Here is a 17,657-nt window from a genome sequence, read left to right as displayed (position 1 = left end):
GGTTCAAAGGGATAAAGGTTTTTTCTAGCTTCTGAGGTTCTGAGTTGCTAAGTTGCTAAGTTTTTTTTTAGTGAAGTACTTGTCGCATTCAAAATGATCCAACGATCTAAGAAGTCTAACAATCTAAAGATCTAACAAATCTAAATTTTGCTTACTTTTGCACTATGGAAGAGAATTTAAAACGTCTGAATAAATTTATTGGTGAAACAGGATATTGTTCCCGCCGTGAAGCTGATAAACTTATTGAAGAAGGACGCGTGACAATAAATGGTGTTGTACCTGAAATGGGAACTAAAGTTTCACAAAACGATGAAGTACGTATTGACGGAAAATTGATTGTTGAGAAGCACGAAAAATTAGTATACCTGGCTTTCAACAAGCCTGTTGGAATTGAATGCACAACGAATCTTGAAGTTCGAAATAATATTGTCGATTATATTAATTACCCAAAACGTATTTTCCCAATTGGGCGATTGGATAAAGCGAGTGAAGGATTAATTTTCATGACCAATGATGGTGATATCGTAAACAAAATTTTACGCGCCAGAAACAATCACGAAAAAGAATATACCGTTACGGTAAACAAACCTATCACAGAACGTTTTATACAACGTATGGGAAATGGAATTCCGATTTTAGATACTGTGACCAAAAAATGTAAAGTAGAACAGATTAGTCAATTTACTTTTAAAATCATTTTAACACAGGGTTTAAATCGCCAAATTCGTAGAATGACAGAATACCTGGGTTATGACGTTACAGCGCTTAAACGCATCAGAATCATCAATATTTCACTAGATATTCCGGTTGGACGCTATCGCGATTTGACTGATGACGAAATTAAAGAATTAAATCATTTAATTGAACCATCAAGCAAAACCGAAGAAGCAAGCTTACCAAAACCTGAAGCTCCCAGACGAAGAACGGATTTTCTATCGAAAGACGATGTTCCTAAACGAAGAACCGATTTTATCTCAAAGGATGATCCGAGATTTAAGAAAAAAGGAGACTATTAAATAAATTGATCTTATAAAAATACCCTTTCGCTAAAAACGAAAGGGTATTTTGTTATTCATTCCAGTCAATAATTAAAACTATCCGATTAGTGCCGTTAGGCACTAATCGGATAGTTATCATTTTGTTGCGTACCTACGGCACGCCAAGATATCTCGAATCTATAATAACTACCAATATTTAGTCCCTAACGGCACATTTCAATTCTTGATTTGTATTATTCATTTGATATTTATATTTCATCAAAACCATCTTCTTCTTTTAAATAAAAATGCGCCAAAAGAAGACAATATAACGGATACAAAAAGAAGAATCCAAAAACCATATTTACTTTCTTCTAAACCATTTGGGACATTCATTCCGTACAAACTGGCAATCAAAGTGGGAATCATTAAAATAATAGAAATAGAAGTCATTTGCTTCATTATATTATTCATATTATTAGAAATTACAGAAGCATACGCATCCATCATTCCGGTCAAAATATTACTGTAAATATTAGCCGTATCCTGTGCCTGACCTAATTCGATATCAACATCTTCTAACAAATCCGGATCAAAATGTTCTCGGTGGGCTTTTAAATTCTTAATTCTGTGAAACAAAACATGATTTGCTTTTAACGATGTAATAAAAAATACCAAACATTTCTCTATTTGTAAAAGCGCCTGTAATTCTTCATTTTTAATCGATTTCTCTAAATTATCCTCTGCTAATTTTATTTTTTGATTCACTTGTTTCAGATACTTCAAATACCAAACACTTGATGACAAGAGCAATCTCAAAACCCAATCAAAATTATCCTTAACTACAATATTTTTACGTCGCGAATACAACATAAAATCATGTATGATTTCTGTTCTGTAAAAAGTGATTGTAACACAGATATCATCCTTAAAAATTACACCAAGCGGAATAGTCTGAAAAGGGAGCTTTATATCATTACTTTTTATAGGAACACGCATGATAATAAGTGTCCATCCATCTTCCAATTCTACACGAGGTCTTTCGTCAATATCTTCAATATCATTATAAAAAGCTTCAGGAATCTGAAGTTCTTCAAGTAAATATTTCTTTTCTGTTTCTGACGGAGATTCAATATTGATCCAGCAATTTGGAGTCCATTCTTTTGTCTCGATTAATCCGTTGTTGTTATTGTAAAAAGCTTTCATTTTAAAATTGCAGGGTTTTATCTAGCAATTTGAAAAATTCAAAAAGCTATTTTAATTTAATACTAACGAATAATAATCGTCCATTGAAGAAGTAGTTTTTTTTAAGTGCTGCAAAAGTATCCTTATATTTTTAAAACCCAAAACTTTAAAGCAATATTTAGACATTAAAAAAACCGTCTAAACAATCAGAGTAAGACGGTTTTTAAGATTATTATTTTTTTTTTAGAAACTCATAATACAAAGCTTTTGATAAAAATGTTTTATTTTGATATTTATCAATTTGTTCTTCTTTATTAATTTCATTTTTTTGCCCTTCTAAATGAAGCTTGGAAAAATACTCTCTTCGGGCGTCATCATTAAAATTCAAACCACTCAAAAACATAGGCTCTACACATTTATTGACTGAGATATTATAGTTCGTTATTAGATTTCCCCAATTGAAAAAACTGCACAATAAAACGGTTCCATAAAAATACCACACCATTTGGTTGGCCAGATAAGCATTTGTTTTTTGCTTTGTAATTTTAAAAAACACAAAGACCAAACCGATAATAGCTAAGATCAAAAAAGCATAAACTCCTAATCGTTTATAGGTTAATCCGAAAACTGAAATATATTCTGAATTTTTGATGACTGTACTTACGATCAACAAACCATTTAAGATAATCCAAATTTTAGCCAGTTTCTTTAGACAAACTGCTTTTTTATCAAAATTGAAACCGCCTTTAAAATAAAACATAATTACTCCCACCGCCATGATTATAGAAAAGATTACTGAATTAACTCTCTCATGTGTATCAGCACTCAGGTTTGATTTTTCTATCACTTCAAAAAACTGCTCGTAATTGTAAGTAATAATAAAAATCAAAAGCATAAAATTCAGCAATAGTAAAGTTATCTCACCACTTTTTCGCTCGAAGTCAATATCTAAAAACGAAAATGTATTCTGATTTTTAATTTCGGGTATATTTTTAAAATCATTGTCCAGTAATTCATTCTTCTCATAGCAAACTTCCGGTACCCAATAATTCCAGAAACTGAATGAAATATAAAATCCTAAAACTCCAATTAAGATTACTTCAACAATATCGAGATCTAAAGTATAATCTGTAAGTAAGGAAGAGAAATGAGTACTTCCGAAAGAATAGGCTGTAAAAAAGACTATTAAAAAAATCGCAGGAATAACGAAATAAGCGACCAATTTGTTGGCGAAGTTATTATGAATTTTTCTTTCAGGCAGCCATTGGCTAAACATAAAAATACGACCTATCGAAGCAAATGCATTTAGAAATACAAGCGGTAAAACTAGTATTATTTTAAGTTTTGAATCCTGGGTTTTAAATTGCAAAAACAAAATTGATAGTGCCAAAGCCAGAAAAGAAACAAAGTCGCCGTACCAGGCAAAAGCCAAACAAGATAAAACGGAAGTAACAACCAAAATTAAATGTGATCTGTTTGTGAACCGATCCTGAAAGAAATAACAGATGGAACCGGTTAATAATAGTCCAAAAATAGCGAGGTTTACTCCTATTGACTCGTTGTAAAAAAGCAGTGTAAATACTATACTGCAAGCTAGGATAATTTGGTGTTTCTTCATGATTTTAAATTTTAAAAGTACTTTGCATTTCAAAGTATTTAGGTAAAAAAATATAGTTATTACGATTTCATTAATTTTTCAAGGTAAGAAAGGTGTTCCTTAAAGGCCGCACGTCCTCTGGGAGTAACCTGATAAGAGGTTTTAGGCTTTTTGCCCACGAACTCTTTTTTGACTTCGATATATTCTGATTTTTCAAGTGCTGAGGAATGACTGGCAAGATTGCCATCTGTAATATTCAGAAGATTTTTCATCTCAGTAAAATCAACCCATTCATTGACCATCAGAACGGACATAATACCCAATCTGACGCGGCTTTCAAAATCTTTATTTAGTTTATCAATGATTCCCATTGCGTGGATTTATTTATATTTTTTGAACATTATTAGCCCGTACAAGATATGCAAAATACCAAATCCAATGATCCAAAAAACTAAACCATATCCAATAAAAAAAAGAGAAACAAACCCTAAAACTAACTCACAGAAACCTAAGTATTTAATATCTGAAAACGTATATTTCTCAGCGTTAATAAGTGCTAAACCGTAAAAAATCAAAGTTGCCGGAGCAATTAAACCATAAATTTCATGATGTAAAAGTGCCAGACAAAATATACCTCCCGCCACTAGGGGAACAGCCAAATTGAATAGCATATTTTTTGTTGCAGAAGTCCAAATTGGTAAATCATATTTTTTGCTCTTCCTGATGGTAAAAGTAAGTCCAAATACAAAAGCAAAAGCCAAAATGATCAAACCAGTATAAAACAATTGAGATACTAAACTAAAAGGAATAATAATTTGTTGTCCGCCAAAATATTCAATTCCGTTTGCTTTAAACAACTGGTAAACATACAATCCACCAATTAATGCTGACAGACCTGCAAAAACTCCTGAGAGCCCGCTTAAGGATATAAATCGTGAAGAGCGCTCCATCATGGAACGAATGTGTGCTAAATCTTCTTGGTGCTTCTGACTCATAAATAAAGTACTTTGTAGTGCAAAGTTATATTTTATTTTGAATTGACAAGTAGAAAAACTGATTTTTTTTATGATGATTATTTTTCATACGTATAAATTGATTCTGCTTTGTCTGAATCTGTAATCCCTACGGGCAATGTCATTAAGTTAAGCTTTTTTAAGGCAATTGTGACCAACCAATTTTCAAACAAAGAGTCACCAAATTTTTAAGTGTTTAATTTATTGACTAGCCACCAGCTGAAGCTGGTGGTGTTGAATACGCGTAATTAAGATGGCTTTAGCCGAATCACGCATTTTTGGCTAAAGCCATTTAGATTGATCTTATGTAAACTCCAGCTAAAGCTGGAGCCAATTCAAAAAAGCTTAACTTAATGAAATTGCCCTACGGGATATTCCATTGGTTGGCTGTATATTTTTTCTACCGATCTGTAACTCCTAACGGAGTAGTTACTAGAGACTAAATATTGGCAGAAAAAAATTATCGATATTCTTTTTGTCCCGTAAGGCAATGTCATTAATTTAAAGAATGTGTAAATAGACAGAGAAGTAACCACATAGTTTGTTATCTCGAAACGAGAGATCTCACTATTATGTCCGTTAAGATATTCGCCAATCTTTGTCGAGTTTCTTGTGTGACCTACTTCGTCTGTTCGCTATCGCTCGGGTCTCCTTCGTCGAGATGAACTGTGTTTAAACTTTGCGGAGAATGGATTAATCCCGATAGCTATCGGGACATCCCTACAATATATTTTGTTCCTCCGGAACTCTTTCTAAAATTCAAGAGGAATGCGTTATGTTGTAGCAACAGATTAAAATCCGTTGAAAAAGACAAAAAATTTGGTTATATCATAGAAATCGAAATGACAAGATTGTGCTGAAAACTGAGACTGAGAATGAAAACTGTTTTGCTCGCGTGAGGGATAGGAATAAGCTACCGAAGTAGCATGGATAGCCCGACCGTATTTGCGAAAGGCGCACATAAAAGGCGAGTTAAATAGCGCCTTTTGTAAATACGGTCACGCCCAAAGTATATAAAACAACAAAGCCTACTCGATTGAATAGGCTTTGTTTATTATTTGATGCAAAAATTATTTTTTCGCGCTTCTCATTTTTCTTGCTAAAAGTGTATTTTTAAGCAGCATTGCAATTGTCATTGGTCCTACTCCACCAGGAACCGGAGTTATGAATGATGACTTTTTGCTTACTTCGTTAAAATCAACATCACCTTTTATAACGTAGCCTTTTGGGTTTGAAGCATCGTCAACTCTTGTGATTCCAACGTCGATTACTACTACTCCGTCTTTTACCATATCTGCTTTTAAAAATTCAGGAACACCTAAAGCTGTAATTATAATATCAGCATTTTTAGTAAATTCAGCTAAATTTTTAGTTCGGCTATGTGTCAAAGTAACGGTTGAATCCCCAGGATTTCCTTTACGGCTCATTAAAATACTCATTGGTCGGCCAACGATATTGCTTCTGCCAATAACAACGGTATGTTTTCCGGCAGTTTCAACTTTATAACGCTCTAACAATTGCATGATTCCAAATGGTGTCGCAGGAATGAAGCTTTCCATCTCTAAAGCCATTTTTCCGAAGTTTGTTGGATGAAAACCATCAACATCTTTATCAGGATCAATTGCCAATAAAATCTTTTGTTCGTCGATATGCTTTGGTAAAGGCAACTGAACAATATAACCGTCAAGATCATCATCTTCGTTTAGCTCTTTAATTTTGGCTAATAACTCATCTTCGGTAATATCTTCCGGTAAACTTACTAAAGTAGAATCGAAGCCAATTTGCTGGCAAGATTTCACTTTACTCCCTACGTAAGTTAAACTTGCCCCGTTTGTACCAACGATTACGGCTGCCAAATGAGGTACTTTTCCTCCGGCATCTTTTATCGATTGAACTTCGGCTGCAATTTCGTTTTTAATGTCTTCAGCTGTTTTTTTACCGTCTAGTAGTTGCATTGTTTTTTGTTTCAGGTTTATTTTTTTATTTCAAGTTTCAGGTTCACGTTAAAACGAAACTTATTAAATTTATTATAATGAAAAAAGTTTCAAATTTCAGTCTCAAAACCTGAAACCTGAAACTTGAAACTTTTTTCTTATTTTATTATCTCGGCATTCCGCCTGGCATTCCTTTCATGCCTCCCATCATTTTCATCAGGTTTTTTCCGCCCGGACCTTGCATCATCTTCATCATTTTGCTCATTTGATCGAATTGCTTCATTAACTGATTTACTTGCTCGACTTTCGTTCCGGAACCTTTAGCGATTCTGGCTTTTCTTTTTACGTCGATAATGGCAGGTTTGCTTCTTTCGATTGGTGTCATCGAGTGAATGATTGCTTCTATATGTTTGAAAGCATCATCTTCTATTTCTACATCTTTCATGGCTTTTGAAGCACCAGGTATCATTCCGACTAAGTCTTTCATGTTACCCATTTTCTTTACTTGCTGAATTTGCGTTAAGAAGTCATCAAAACCGAATTCGTTTTTAGCAATTTTCTTTTGAAGTTTTCTTGCTTCTTCTTCATCAAATTGCTCTTGTGCTCTCTCTACAAGCGACACAACGTCACCCATACCTAAGATACGCTCCGCCATACGATCTGGATAGAAAACATCAATTGCTTCCATCTTCTCGCCTGTACCTACAAATTTGATTGGTTTGTTTACAACTGTTTTAATCGAAATTGCAGCTCCACCACGAGTATCTCCATCTAATTTGGTTAAGATAACTCCATCAAAATTTAAAATATCGTTGAAGGCTTTTGCTGTATTTACAGCATCTTGTCCAGTCATTGCATCTACAACGAACAAAGTTTCCTGTGGCTGAATTGCTTTATGAACACGAGCAATTTCGTCCATCATTTCTTTGTCTACTGCTAAACGACCGGCAGTATCAACAATAACAACATTGAAACCGTTTTCTTTTGCGTATTTGATTGCGTTTTGAGCAATCTCAACGGGGTTCTTATTTTCCGGCTCTGAGTATACCTCAACACCTATTTGGTCCCCAACAACATGCAACTGATTGATCGCCGCAGGACGGTAGATATCACACGCTACAAGAAGTGGTTTTTTATTTTTCTTTGTTTTTAAAAAATTGGCTAGTTTACCAGAGAAAGTTGTTTTACCAGAACCCTGAAGTCCTGACATCAAAATAATACTTGGATTACCTGAAAGATTAATTCCTGCAACATCGCCACCCATCAACTCGGTTAGTTCATCTTTTACTAACTTCACCAATAATTGTCCTGGCTGAAGTGTTGTTAAAACGTCCTGACCAATTGCTTTTTCTTTTACTTTGGTTGTAAAATCTTTAGCAATCTTAAAGTTAACATCGGCGTCTAATAAGGCACGACGAACTTCTTTTAAGGTATCGGCAACGTTTACTTCTGTAATTTTACCGTGCCCTTTTAATATATGGAAGGCTTTATCTAACTTATCACTTAAATTATCAAACATAATTTTTTCTTTATTTGAAGTGCAAAGATAATCTAATTAGACATTTCAGGCAATTTTTATTTAAGGGCATTTTTTTGCCACGAAGACGCAAAGACACGAAGTTTTTTATTTTTATTCTGGCAATATTTCAAAAAAAAGGCACAAAGAATAAAATCTTTGCGCCTTTGTGCCTTTGTGGCAATATTTTTTAAAACTGGAAATAAATAAAAGGCTGTGAACCTGCAACTGCTGTTGCGTAAACAATCCAATAAACAAAACCAAGAATTATTGCTTTTCCTATTAGTGGCGTATTATCGAAAACAAATTTCATTTTAGAGGTAATAACTTCTGGTAAAAAGTGCCAAACGTATCCAAAAAGCATTAGTAAAAATACGTTTTTATATCCCAATACGATTGTTTTCCAATTTTCAGGTTCGAAAGTCAACTGACCAATATTGTTGATCACCTGTAAGGCTGTTTCGAAATCTCTGGCGCGGAAAAAGATCCAACAGAAAACTACAAAATGAAAAGTTATAAGGATCGAGAAGAATTTCCATAAGAAACCTGAATCATTACCTTCTTTTTTGGAAGGAAAAAATTCCATGAACATCTTATGAACTGCTAATGCTAATCCGTGTAATGCTCCCCAAACAATAAACTGTGCTCCCGCTCCATGCCATAATCCTCCTAAAAGCATTGTGGTAAATAAGTTGAAATTGGTTACAAGCGTTTGGTGTCTCTTTTTTGAAAGTAAAAATGTCAGACTAAAAAGAACAATTGCGCCAAAAGCAATGGCTAACGGAATAAAACTTTCGTTTACGTTCGAAATTCCCCAAAGCAACAATCCGAAGAAAAATAAACTTGGAAATAAAAACCCTGCGAATGTTCCTTCTCTATTTCCTCCTATAGAAATATACAAGAAATCTTTTAACCAGGTTGATAACGAAATATGCCATCTTCTCCAGAAATCAGTAATTGATGTTGATTTATATGGCGTTCTAAAATTGGCCGGTAATTTGAATCCTAATAGCAAAGCGATTCCGATTGCCATATCTGAATATCCTGAGAAATCACAATAGATCTGAATTGCATATCCGTATGACGCCATTAAATTTTCGAAGGACGTGTAATTCATTGGTGTGTCAAAAACACGGTCAACAAAATTTATAGAGATATAATTTGAGATTACTGTTTTCTTGATTAATCCGCCAATGATCAAAAACAAAGCATTGTTTACGTCTTGCTTGGTCAGGTTTAACTTTTGATAAATCTGTGGTAAGAAATCTTTTGCCCTAACAATTGGCCCTGCAACTAACTGTGGAAAAAACGAAACGAAAAATAAATATTCGATGTAGTTTTTTGTTGGCTTAATTTCCTCACGATAAATCTCAATGATATAACTCATCGACTGAAACGTGTAGAACGAAATTCCAACAGGCAGAAAAATATCATGAAGCTGGTAATTACCATGAAACATATCATTGAATGTCACAATCATGAAATTCATATACTTGAAATAGCCCAGCAATCCTAAATTCAGAATGACACTAATAATCAAATAGATTTTCTTTCGGCTGACTTTTGCTTCTCTGTAAATTATCTGACTTAAACCGTAATCTACGACTGAAGAGAGTAATAACAGTAAAAAATAAATTCCGCTTGACTTATAATAAAAGAAAAGAGAAAAGAGAATAACGTATGTTAATCTCAAATAAAATGTTTTGCGTAAAAAAGCGTACACAAAATAAAAAACAAGAAATAATCCTAAGAATAATCCCGTGTTAAATAATAGTTTTTCTTCGGGATTGTATACAAACCAACTTTTTGCCTGTTCTAAAGTAACCTCGCCAAAGTTCTGAACAAACCAATTATTTATGCTATCAATTGTAGTCAACTTAATTTTTTAATTTAAAATTATCGTATGTTTTTAAAAATGCCTCTGTAAACAAATTCCCTTGTTTTTCGTATCCTGTTTTTGAATAATGAACCCAATCCGGACCAATTAACCCTGTGGACTTTAAATTTTGAATTCCATCCATTCCTCCAAATTCGTCATATAAATCCCAAACTGCAAATCCATCTGTTTTTGCTGCTTCAATAATACTTTTTGCATAATCACGAATATAAACATTAGGTCTTCTTGCTTTAAGCAGTGAAGGCGGCGGTGTCATAACAATTATAGGAGCATCGATATTCTGATCTTTTATATTCTTTATAAACAGTCGCAATTCCGCTATATAAGCACCGGCTTCCATATGGTCGTAACTTTCATTTGTTCCTAATGCAAAAATCAACAAATCAGGATGCAATGCTTTTAACTGGACAAAGAATAATGGGTATTTATTATAATCTGAAAATTTAGCTCCGTTTACTCCAATATTGCTATAAATTAAGCCTGAACTGTCTTTTTCTAAAACTAATCCGTTCAATTCGTATTTCGAAGCCTCTTTATTAGGAACTAAAAATATTTTACTCAACTCTTTTTCAGAATGATAGTAATGAGAAAATGAATCGGCTTCAAGATCAAGAGCAATAAATTCTGAACTTGTAATATTTTTAGGCCTTGTTTCATTCGTCAGAATTTTCAATATTCTTCCGGCACGAATATTATTAGACTTTAAATGATTTTCTCTTTTGATATCAGCGATTGAAATTTTGTATTTATCTGCAATAGTCGAAATCGCTTCTCCCTTTTTTATTTTATGTGTGATTATTTTTCGCTCTGTCGACTGAATCGTCTTTGTTTGGGAAGATATTGCCAAATCAAACATATTCTGATTTTGCGGTGTAATAATCTTTATTGAATTGAATTTATATGCTGGTTCTTTTATATTCAGTTCAATCGCAAAACCACCAGTATCCCGCCAAAGTGCTATTCCGCTTAAACCAACAGGATGACTTTTGAAAGGATTAATGTTTCGATAACTTTCCCAACCTCTGTTGGAATAAAAACGTTCGTTATAAGAACCATTTGTTTTTGCCAATTGATAAGGAAAGACCAATCCCCGACCGGCATTTCCGAATTTTTGCTGAAGATTCTTTCTGATTTCATTGGTCATTAAATCGCTTTGAATATGAGAATCACCAATGTGCACAATGTTTATCTTCTGATTACTATGACTTTCGTTTTCCTTTAATTTCAGAAAAAAATGTTCTAAGACTTTTGCATTATAGATTTTATCCTCAGGGAAAGAATCGATTGCTGCTTTCTCGACTTTATGAATCATGTTTTTTGTTATTGGCGGTGAATCTGTTTCTTTTGTTGTATCATTTGTTGTAAAAAAAAGACAACAAAAGAAAATAATAAGTCTACTCATCTACACTATCTTTTGTTACAGATACGGAATCTGTATTTGTTTTCCTGACTGTCTTCCGTTTATTGACATCAGTTGATCTCTTTTCGCGTAATACTTTGTACTCTTCGTATCCTTTATTTAATTGATCGTATAATAACTTACCTATAGTTTTTGCACCACGTTGGTTAAAATGTGTATAATCTTTATTGGCTTTTGCCGGAGACTCATCTACCCATTTTACCATTGATCCGTCGCCGCCCATTAAGGTATATAAATTTACAAATCCGGATTCAGTATCCAAAGCATATCTTTTTTGTGATTTCATTAAAGGAACTACGGCCGAATCACTTTTCATTTCCATATTATATTTCGTCGACTTATCTGCTGTTGAAATAATCAAGACAGAAACTCCGGGAAAAGATTCCTTAATTTTATTAACCACTTTTGTCATTCCTCTTTCGTACCACGAATAATTTTTAGTTCCGTAGTTTAAAACGTTGGTTCCGTAATGCAGAATAACTAAATCGTATTTCAAATTACTATTAAATCCCTGCATTACATTTGCGTTAAACATAGAGATTGGCAGTCCTGAATTTCCTCTTTGAGAGAAATTATCAACATGAACTCCACTTCCGTTATCAAAATTAAAGCCATAAATTGGAATTGAATCTGAATTTATGAAATTTGCCTTAAATGCTTTGATGTTTCCCGAAGTCACTTTTAAAGTATTAACGAGGTTACCGGGAACAAGACTTTTACGTAATGTATCTTTTCCAATAATAAAATTTACGTTTCCTTTTCTTGTTGACTTTCCATAAAACAAGGTAGGGTTGTCTAATGTTGTCGCATATTTATTTAGTCCTGCTTCATATTGAACCCAGGTTGTGTTGGCTTTATTATTTGCAAAAAACACATGGCCATTTACCCCAAAAGGACTCGCCGGGCTTTTTATATTTAAATAGGACTGTGTTTTCCAGTTTTTAGAATAAGTAGATTTCACTGATGCTCTTGATGCAGCAGACTCTGAGGTAATAGAAACAAAACCAACACCGCTACCGCCAAATCGTTCCTGATAATTAGAACGAACATCCTGTACGATTAAATCGCCATCTGTCATTGAATCTCCGTAATAAGCAATCCTTACTTTGGCTTGTGGATTCTTCTCTAACTGATATAATTTTTCATAAAAAGAAATCAGATATTGATATCCTGTATAGTTCTCAAAAGTTTCAGATGGAAATTCAATTCCTTCTGAAGCTCCAAAAGTAATTTTCTCTCCCGCTTCCTTTTTTTCACTTTCAGAAATGCTATCTCCTTTTAGCGCCAAAGAATCGTTTGCTACTGATTCTAAAAGCAAACTATCAATAAGTACGTTTTTAGAATCTACTTTGCTATCCGGAAAAATTTTATCAGGTAAGATTTGTTTAAATCCAATGAAAGCTACGAATGCTAAGGCTACAATTGCAAAAGACTGAAAAAAATAAGATTTTGTGTTCACTAGTAATTATAAATTTGAAGAAAGGTTTAGTTAAAATTTTTATTCAAAATTCCTATTAATTCCTTATAAAAAGTTGCGCAAAGATAGAACTAAACATTAATTTATGAATTGTTTTTAACATTAAAAATAAAACAAAAAAAGAGGTTAGATAAATCTAACCTCTTTATCAAAAAAAAAATAAAAAAACAAAGCTAATGATTAACTGAATTTTAATCGGATATATTTATAATCAATAAAGGAATAATCTTTTTTTAATTAGATTATTCCTTTATTATTGTTTATTTCAAGATCGCATATTCTATAACAATATTTCCTCTTTCGCCTGCGTCATTTGTCATTGCAAGAAATTTTACTTTATAGTAATTTCCAGCCGCATCTTTTATTACATAAAAACGGTCTGTTTTAATACTTGGCAATGAACCATTTTGTCCGCCACCATTTCTCCAGTTTGCCCCTATAATTCTTTGATCGTTTGTAGAAACGCTAAAATTAGATTCCTCAACTTTAGCTTTTGTAAAATCGGCATAAGATCCTCCTGAAGCGACTAAAACTTGATAAACTTGTGTTCCTGCGTTTATATTAGAAGTAACAAAATCTGAATATCCGTAAGTAACTTCTCCTTTTTCACCTGGAATGTAATTTGTGAAAGTAGTGAAATTCAAATCCCATTTTATTTTTGCTGGTTCCACTGAGACAGCAGTACCAGAAGTTAAACTAAAAAATGTAAAATTAAATGCTGCATCTTTCGTAATCACTTTTTCTGTAAAAGTTGATGAAGCTAAATCTGCGTATTGAATTTTATATCCATTTCCACTTCTTAAAATTCTAACTTTTTTCCAACCTCTTGCTTCACCATCAACCGCCACTGATCCAATGTTTGCTTTTGCAGTTCCAACAGCTAATCCTAAATTCACTAAATATACTTTATTATCTGCATCAGTAGCTGAAATCTCAGCAACTGCAGTTCCGATTCCCGCTCCGGCACCAGCCAAAACACCTGTTGGATTATCAACATATCCGTTTGATGAGAGATTTTCACCACCAGCAGCTAAAACACTTATATCAATTGTTTGAGGTAAAGTAATATCAGAAGTTGCTAATTTTTTTGCAGCCATTTTAAGAGAACCATTCAGGATTACTCTAAACTCTGAATTTGAAGAAAATCCAAAATCCCAAGAAGCTCTGTTTACAGATTTAGATTCTGCAGCACTTAAATCAAGATAGACCTGATTTGGCTGATTTGGCCCACCTACTGTTTCTTTTAATGTTGCCCCAACAGTTGGAACTTCAGGTGCAGGCGTATTATCGTCATTACTTGAGCATGCTGCTAGTGATAATAAGGCTATTGATAAAAATAATAGTTTTTTCATTGTATTTCTATTTTATATTAAAGATTAAGATTATATGTTAATTTTAAAAAGTAGGAACGCCCGTAAGCAAGCATTACATCCCCTGAAGAAGCATGTGCAGCATTTGGATTTGTTCCTGTTTGATTTACGCTTTTTATATCAAGAATATTTCTTGCCCCAATGGTAACTTCAAAATGATCTTTGAAAAAGTTTTGTCGAACAGTAGCATCAAGCCAATTACTTGGATCAATTGTCGATAAGACATAAGATGAAGCTCCTTCTATAAATTGCTGTGTTCTGCCATTGTATTTGTAATAACCTGAAAGAATAGTTTTCCATTTTGGAAGTTTGTATGAAACACTAGCATTTAAATTGAAAGAATAAAGAAACTTATCATCTGAAGCAAATACCTCATTTTTTATTTCCTGAGAAACTCCAATTAATGCTGCACCAAAGTTAAAAGTTAGATTATCTTTTCTGAATTGGTTCATTGTAGAGAAATTCCACATTCTGTATTTACTGATGTTCACATATTGATACTCCGGATTTCCTGTATCCGGATTAAATCTTACAAATGCCATATCAATCCTATCATTAACATCTAAGTAACTTCCGGCAAATGTGTTCGAAAGCTGTGCTCCCGAAGAAAATGTAGTCGCTTTTTTAAGACTGGCTTCATAAGACGTACTGGTTTCAGGAATAAGATTTTCATTACCTGTAAAAAAGTGTCCGTCAAATATTTGTTTTGAATACAATTCCTCAAAAGTTGGTGTTCTAAAAGAGTTCCCATAAGAACCCCGAAGTTCAATTCCTTTATCAAATAAATATCTTAAACCAAGAGATGATGCATATTGATTGTCAAACTGAGACTGAGCAGAAAATCTAATTCCTGGTCGGATAGACAATCTCTCACTCGCCATAATTTCTGAAGAAGCAAAAAAATCATAGTTTTCAAGTATTTTACGAACAGGTACCATGATATTATTAGCTTCCTGAACTAATGCATATCCTCGATTATTAACGAACTCATAACCTAATTGCAAATCAACAATTTTACTTGAGAAAAAGTTATTTAAAGTCCCTGTAGAATAAAGCACTTCCATAGACTGATCTTTAACAGTAACATTGTTCGCTTCAGTTTTAGTAGATAGATAATATCTAAAATCTTCTACATCTCTCGCCTGCTTCTGGTGCGAAAGAGAAATATTATAATTCAACTGAGAGAATAGTTTTCCAGTAGCATTTAAGTTATGAAAATACCTGCTGGTTAAATATCTTTTGTCACTTGCATAGCGGTACGACCCTAAAACATCATTAAATCCTGATTGTACTGTACTATTATAATAATCTACGTTTTCATCTAAATATTCGAATTTATAGAAAAAACGAAAATTATCCTTGTGATACGCTATTAAAGCCGTGCCGTTTAACTGGTCTTTTGGTAACCATCGATAACCACGTGTACCATCATTTTCAGCATAATCGACCCCATTTTTATCACTTAAATATCCCTGAAAATCATTGCGATTGGCTCCAATTGAAACAAACCAATTTTTATTGAATGTATGAGAAACTTTTAACGACTGAATATGGCGTCCCTGATCAAAAAGTGAATATTCATTATTCACTGTTTCTTCCTGAACTGATGCCGTAATACCCCATTTATATTGCGAAGATTTTTTTGTAATTATATTCAGAACACCACTAACCGCATTTGCACCATAACTAACTCCCATTGAACCTTCGACAATTTCGATGTGATCAACGTCATTAAGATTAATTTGTGACAGATCTGTATTATTACCAAAGCCTGCTTCATTAACTAAAGGGACATTGTCTACCAAAATTTTGAAATACTGAGCATCCAATCCAAATAAGGAAACTGTAGATCGCCCACTTGTTCCACTTGGTCGAACTGTAATATTTAAGTATTGATTTAAAACATCGGACAAATTATTTGCCGCTAAATTTTGAATGTCCTCGCTTGAGATCACACGAACATTAAAAACAGATTTCTTAATAGACTGTGGCTCAAACTGTCCCGTCACAACCACTTCAGAAAGCTTATTTACAGCCGTAGTATCCTTTACTTGTGCAAAAGAAATTTGACAAAAAAGAAAAGCTGCAAAAAGGATAAATTTTATTTTCATTATTTTTATTAAGTCTTAATAATGGCGCAAATATATAAACTATTTTTATTTGTTCTAAATAAAATTATATATTTGCAAAAAAATATAAAAACAAAATAATAAATTATGATTTCAAAAAGCCTCTATTTTTCAGCCGTTATGGCTTTGACTTGTAGCCTTGGTTTCAGTCAGGATAAAAAGCAACAAGACATTAAATCAATCAAATCAATGTGTGGTTGCTATGAAGTGAAGTTTAATTTTGCTGAAACTTTTCAGTATCCTAAAGATTCTCTTACTTACAAACCTTCTGAAACGAAACACGAATCTGCATTAGAATGGGTAGAGTTACTAGAAGACACTCCTAACAAAATTGTAATGCAACACTTATTAATAGTAAGTGACGATATGATCATCAAACACTGGAGACAAGATTGGCTATACGAAAACACTGATTTGTATTCATTTGACAAAGGGTCTTCATGGAAATATAAAAAATTAGACAAAAAAGCCGTAAAAGGACAATGGACCCAAAAAGTATATCAGGTAGATGATAGTCCAAGATACGAAGGATCATCAACCTGGGTACATGTAGACGGACAAGATTACTGGGCAAACATTGCTGATGCTCCTCTACCAAGAAGAGAGCAAACTAAACGTAATGACTACAATGTTTTGAAAAGAAGAAACATTCACGAAATTACTGCTACAGGATGGAATCATGAGCAAGACAATGACAAACTAATTCGCGATGACAGTGGAAAAGATGTTTTGTTAGCACAGGAAAAAGGTATGGATGTTTATACTAAAGTTGCAGACATTAAATGTATCGCCGGGCAAAAATGGTGGAAAGAAAACAATGCTCTTTGGAAAAATGTTCGTGACAAATGGCAAACATTGTTCGACAGACACAAAGATTTAAACCTGGAAGCTAAAGTAGACAGAAAAGCGCTTTATTCTCTTTTATTTGATTTAAAACCAACTGCTACAAAAGCAGAATCAGATGCAATTATAGACAAATTTGTAAAATAAAAATATTTGTGTTAGTTATTAAAAAAGCCGGTAGTTCCAGAAGAGGGCACTGAAAAACATCCCTTATTTTTGATCAGGTTTATTTTTTAGACAATAAAAAACGCTTATAACAGGATTTAAAAATATCCGTTATAAGCGTTTTTCGTTTTATA

At 33.3% G+C, this 17,657-nt stretch carries 13 protein-coding genes; 2 read left to right on the top strand and 11 right to left on the bottom strand.

Going from position 1 to position 17,657, the window contains the following annotated elements:
- Positions 1-164 precede the first annotated feature (164 nt).
- Positions 165-1,016: a 23S rRNA pseudouridine(2604) synthase RluF gene (gene rluF, locus NJT12_RS18510; RefSeq protein WP_271337412.1), complete on the top strand. Its 852-nt coding sequence runs from the start codon at positions 165-167 to the stop codon at positions 1,014-1,016.
- Positions 1,017-1,256: 240 nt separating this feature from the next.
- Here the strand turns inward: rluF and NJT12_RS18505 are convergent, their stop codons facing one another.
- The 11 genes from NJT12_RS18505 to NJT12_RS18455 all read right to left on the bottom strand — a co-directional run bounded on the left by NJT12_RS18505 (position 1,257) and on the right by NJT12_RS18455 (position 16,497).
- The gene (locus tag NJT12_RS18505) at positions 1,257-2,183 is read right to left on the bottom strand and encodes a magnesium transporter CorA family protein (RefSeq protein ID WP_271337411.1); all 927 of its coding nucleotides are present in this window, start codon (positions 2,181-2,183) and stop codon (positions 1,257-1,259) included.
- A gap of 211 nt (positions 2,184-2,394) precedes the next feature.
- Positions 2,395-3,780 (bottom strand): DUF4153 domain-containing protein, encoded by a 1,386-nt coding sequence (locus NJT12_RS18500; protein WP_271337410.1) that lies wholly within the window; start codon positions 3,778-3,780, stop codon positions 2,395-2,397.
- Positions 3,781-3,839: 59 nt separating this feature from the next.
- Positions 3,840-4,130 carry a winged helix-turn-helix domain-containing protein gene (locus NJT12_RS18495; protein WP_055093284.1) on the bottom strand — a complete coding sequence of 97 codons (291 nt, stop codon included), beginning with the start codon at positions 4,128-4,130 and terminating at the stop codon, positions 3,840-3,842.
- A gap of 9 nt (positions 4,131-4,139) precedes the next feature.
- Complete coding sequence (locus NJT12_RS18490; protein ID WP_271337409.1) at positions 4,140-4,754, bottom strand: hypothetical protein; 615 nt, start codon at positions 4,752-4,754, stop codon at positions 4,140-4,142.
- A gap of 1,088 nt (positions 4,755-5,842) precedes the next feature.
- A complete protein-coding gene (locus tag NJT12_RS18485; RefSeq protein WP_271337408.1) occupies positions 5,843-6,727 on the bottom strand; it encodes a bifunctional 5,10-methylenetetrahydrofolate dehydrogenase/5,10-methenyltetrahydrofolate cyclohydrolase in 885 nt (294 codons plus the stop codon).
- Between the two features lie 145 nt (positions 6,728-6,872).
- A complete protein-coding gene (ffh, locus tag NJT12_RS18480) occupies positions 6,873-8,225 on the bottom strand; it encodes a signal recognition particle protein (protein WP_271337407.1) in 1,353 nt (450 codons plus the stop codon).
- A 187-nt stretch (positions 8,226-8,412) separates the two neighbouring features.
- Positions 8,413-10,098: an MBOAT family O-acyltransferase gene (locus NJT12_RS18475; protein ID WP_271337406.1), complete on the bottom strand. Its 1,686-nt coding sequence runs from the start codon at positions 10,096-10,098 to the stop codon at positions 8,413-8,415.
- Between the two features lies 1 nt (position 10,099).
- Complete coding sequence (locus NJT12_RS18470) at positions 10,100-11,521, bottom strand: GDSL-type esterase/lipase family protein (RefSeq protein WP_271337405.1); 1,422 nt, start codon at positions 11,519-11,521, stop codon at positions 10,100-10,102.
- Positions 11,514-12,998, bottom strand: a complete 1,485-nt coding sequence (locus NJT12_RS18465; RefSeq protein WP_271337404.1) for an SGNH/GDSL hydrolase family protein — start codon at positions 12,996-12,998, stop codon at positions 11,514-11,516. The genes NJT12_RS18470 and NJT12_RS18465 overlap by 8 nt, the downstream gene beginning before the upstream one ends.
- Before the next feature lie 278 nt (positions 12,999-13,276).
- The gene (locus NJT12_RS18460; RefSeq protein WP_271337403.1) at positions 13,277-14,368 is read right to left on the bottom strand and encodes an HmuY family protein; all 1,092 of its coding nucleotides are present in this window, start codon (positions 14,366-14,368) and stop codon (positions 13,277-13,279) included.
- Positions 14,369-14,385: 17 nt separating this feature from the next.
- Positions 14,386-16,497 (bottom strand): TonB-dependent receptor plug domain-containing protein, encoded by a 2,112-nt coding sequence (locus tag NJT12_RS18455; protein WP_271337402.1) that lies wholly within the window; start codon positions 16,495-16,497, stop codon positions 14,386-14,388.
- 105 nt (positions 16,498-16,602) lie between these two features.
- Between NJT12_RS18455 and NJT12_RS18450 the strand changes: the two genes are divergently transcribed.
- A complete protein-coding gene (locus NJT12_RS18450) occupies positions 16,603-17,505 on the top strand; it encodes a DUF6607 family protein (RefSeq protein ID WP_271337401.1) in 903 nt (300 codons plus the stop codon).
- Positions 17,506-17,657 lie beyond the last annotated feature (152 nt).

Origin of the sequence: Flavobacterium azizsancarii, from assembly GCF_027980145.1 — a bacterium.
GTDB lineage: Bacteria > Bacteroidota > Bacteroidia > Flavobacteriales > Flavobacteriaceae > Flavobacterium > Flavobacterium azizsancarii.
The sequence above is the reverse complement of the archived record's forward strand: the minus strand, read 5'-3'. Positions and strand labels throughout refer to the sequence as shown.

Coding starts and splice junctions, on each gene's coding strand:
- NJT12_RS18485 (WP_271337408.1), bottom strand. CDS start 6,727: ATGCAACTACTAGACGGTAAAAAAACAGCTGAAGACATTAAAAACGAA.
- NJT12_RS18470 (WP_271337405.1), bottom strand. CDS start 11,521: ATGAGTAGACTTATTATTTTCTTTTGTTGTCTTTTTTTTACAACAAAT.
- NJT12_RS18455 (WP_271337402.1), bottom strand. CDS start 16,497: ATGAAAATAAAATTTATCCTTTTTGCAGCTTTTCTTTTTTGTCAAATT.
- NJT12_RS18505 (WP_271337411.1), bottom strand. CDS start 2,183: ATGAAAGCTTTTTACAATAACAACAACGGATTAATCGAGACAAAAGAA.
- NJT12_RS18460 (WP_271337403.1), bottom strand. CDS start 14,368: ATGAAAAAACTATTATTTTTATCAATAGCCTTATTATCACTAGCAGCA.
- NJT12_RS18490 (WP_271337409.1), bottom strand. CDS start 4,754: ATGAGTCAGAAGCACCAAGAAGATTTAGCACACATTCGTTCCATGATG.
- ffh (WP_271337407.1), bottom strand. CDS start 8,225: ATGTTTGATAATTTAAGTGATAAGTTAGATAAAGCCTTCCATATATTA.
- rluF (WP_271337412.1), top strand. CDS start 165: ATGGAAGAGAATTTAAAACGTCTGAATAAATTTATTGGTGAAACAGGA.
- NJT12_RS18450 (WP_271337401.1), top strand. CDS start 16,603: ATGATTTCAAAAAGCCTCTATTTTTCAGCCGTTATGGCTTTGACTTGT.
- NJT12_RS18495 (WP_055093284.1), bottom strand. CDS start 4,130: ATGGGAATCATTGATAAACTAAATAAAGATTTTGAAAGCCGCGTCAGA.
- NJT12_RS18500 (WP_271337410.1), bottom strand. CDS start 3,780: ATGAAGAAACACCAAATTATCCTAGCTTGCAGTATAGTATTTACACTG.